The sequence below is a fragment of the Actinosynnema sp. NPDC059335 genome, assembly GCF_042752395.1.
GTDB lineage: Bacteria > Actinomycetota > Actinomycetes > Mycobacteriales > Pseudonocardiaceae > Actinosynnema.
This window is the reverse complement of sequence record NZ_JBHYXZ010000254.1, coordinates 1-2,088: the sequence shown is the minus strand read 5'-3', so window position 1 is coordinate 2,088 and position 2,088 is coordinate 1. Positions and strand designations below refer to the sequence as shown.

Annotated in this window: 1 protein-coding gene and 1 pseudogene; both read right to left on the bottom strand. The window is 73.1% G+C overall.

From position 1 onward, the window contains the following. Positions 1 to 201 precede the first annotated feature (201 nt). Positions 202 to 1,233: a TerC/Alx family metal homeostasis membrane protein gene (locus ACFXGA_RS38765; RefSeq protein WP_378097726.1), complete on the bottom strand. Its 1,032-nt coding sequence runs from the start codon at positions 1,231 to 1,233 to the stop codon at positions 202 to 204. A 210-nt stretch (positions 1,234 to 1,443) separates the two neighbouring features. Next, a pseudogene (locus ACFXGA_RS38760) lies at positions 1,444 to 2,088 on the bottom strand (phytoene desaturase); the annotation flags it as partial.

Below are 2,088 nucleotides of genomic sequence, written 5' to 3'. Positions count from 1 at the left end.
GGGGGGGGGGGGGGTGGGGTGGGGGGGTAAAGGACCGGGTTCTTTGGGGGGCACAGGGCGCCCCCGCCGGTGTAACCCCGGCACCGCCCCCCGGACCGCGTGGCGGGTGCAGCGCGGCGCAGCTGATCACCAGCGCCCCCACGACGAGCGCGGTGAGGGCGGTGGTGACCAGCACGTCGAGCAGCCACTCGAACACCATGGTCAGTCCCCTGGCGTGGCGGCCTTCTCGCCCGGTCGGTCGGCACGGGCTTCGGCACGCCGCCTGCTGCGCAGGCTGGTCACGGTGACGACGGCGAGGATGGCGATGATCACCACCAGGGAGACCGGCGTGGGGATCTCGGGCAGGCCCGGCCAGATCCCGTGCGCCCAGTGCAGCACCAGCTTCACGCCGATGAACGCCAGGATGATCGCGAGCCCGTGGTTGAGGTGCACGAGCTTCGCCAGCGCCGTGTGCAGCACGAAGTACAGCGCGCGCAGGCCCAGCAGCGCGAACGCGTTCGTCGCGAACACCAGGTACGGGTCGTCGGTGATGCCGTAGACCGCGGGCACCGAGTCGACGGCGAACACCACGTCCGTGGCGAAGACCGCCACCACCACGACCGCCAGCGGCGTGAGCGCGCGGCGACCGCGTTCCTTCACGGTCAGCCGGGCGCCGTGGTAGTCGTCGGTGACCGGCATCAGCCGGCGCAGCAGCCGGACCGACCGCATCCGCGAGACGTCCCGCGCCTCCTCGACCCCGGCCATCGCCTGGCGCAGGACCTTGATCGCCGACACCAGCAGGACCAGCCCGAACACCAGGAACGCCCACGTCCCGGCGGCCAGCATCGCCGCGCCGGCCGCGATGAACACGCCGCGCAGCACGAGCGCGCCGACGATGCCGTAGAGCAGGACGCGTTGCTGCACCTCGGCGGGGACCGCGAAGGCCGCCAGCAGCAGCATGAACACGAACAGGTTGTCGACCGACAGCGACTTCTCGACCACGAACCCGGTCATGAACTCCAGCGCCCGGTCACCGCCGGCGTGGTTCCACAGCCACAGCCCGAACACCACGGGCAGCGCCAGGTAGAACACCGACCAGCCCACGGCCTCCCGGATGGACACCTCGTGCGGCCGGTGGGTGACCACGAAGTCCGCGATCAGCAACACGACCAGCACGGCGATGCTGACCAACCACAACCACGGCGACCCCACGGGCTCGACCGGGCTCGCCGGCACTGCTGCTGACAGGGGCATCGGACCTCCTCGAACGACAAAAGTTCGAGGTCTCCTTCACCCCTGGCGGGGCGGCCTCCCGGGGACGCCGACGGGACGTCCGTACTGACCGGGCAGGCGCTTGGGAAGTACTCCCCTCGCCGGACAGTATCGGGCACCGGGCGACGTCAGTAAAGCGTTGGTAAAGGTGTGTAGGTCACTCTTTCGGGTCAAACCGGGGCGGGCCACCCGTCACGGTCGCCGCAGCCGTTCGGCGGCGAGCCGGCCCGAGATGAGCACCGGCGGGATCCCGACGCCGGGGGTGGTGCCGCTGCCCGCGAGCACGACGTTGCCGTGCCGGAACGGGAGGTTCCGCGGTCGGAACGGGCCCGTCTGGCCGAGCGTGTGCGCGGCCGAGAACGGGGTGCCCGCGGCCTGGCCGGCGCGGGCCCAGTCGGCGGGCGTCGTCACGGACAGCACCTCGACGCCGGGGTCGAGCAGCTTGCGGGAGACCAGCTCGCCGACGACCTCCTCGGCGTACCGGCGCCCGACGACGTCCCAGCGGATCGGGCCGGTGTCCAGGTTGGGGCACGGCGCGAGCAGGTACTGCAGGTGCCGCCCGGCGGGCGCGAGCCCCGGGTCGGTGAGGGTCGGCGTGGTCAGCAGCAGGGACGGGTCGCTCATCGGGCGCCCGCGGCGGATGATCTCGTCGAACGTCCCCTCCCACTCGCCGCCGAACGAGATCGTGTGGTGGGCCAGGTCGTCCACCACACGCCGCGCGCCCAGGTGCACCACCACCGCGGACGGCGACCACCGCAGCGGCCGGACCCGGCGCGGTGGGGCGGGGCGCCCCCGCGGGGGCCCCCCGGGGCGCGGGGCCGCCCCCCCCCCCCCCCC

What these genes read in the sequence shown, in the direction of transcription:
- ACFXGA_RS38765 (WP_378097726.1), bottom strand. Translation starts at nt 1,233, where the DNA reads ATGCCCCTGTCAGCAGCAGTGCCGGCGAGCCCGGTCGAGCCCGTGGGG.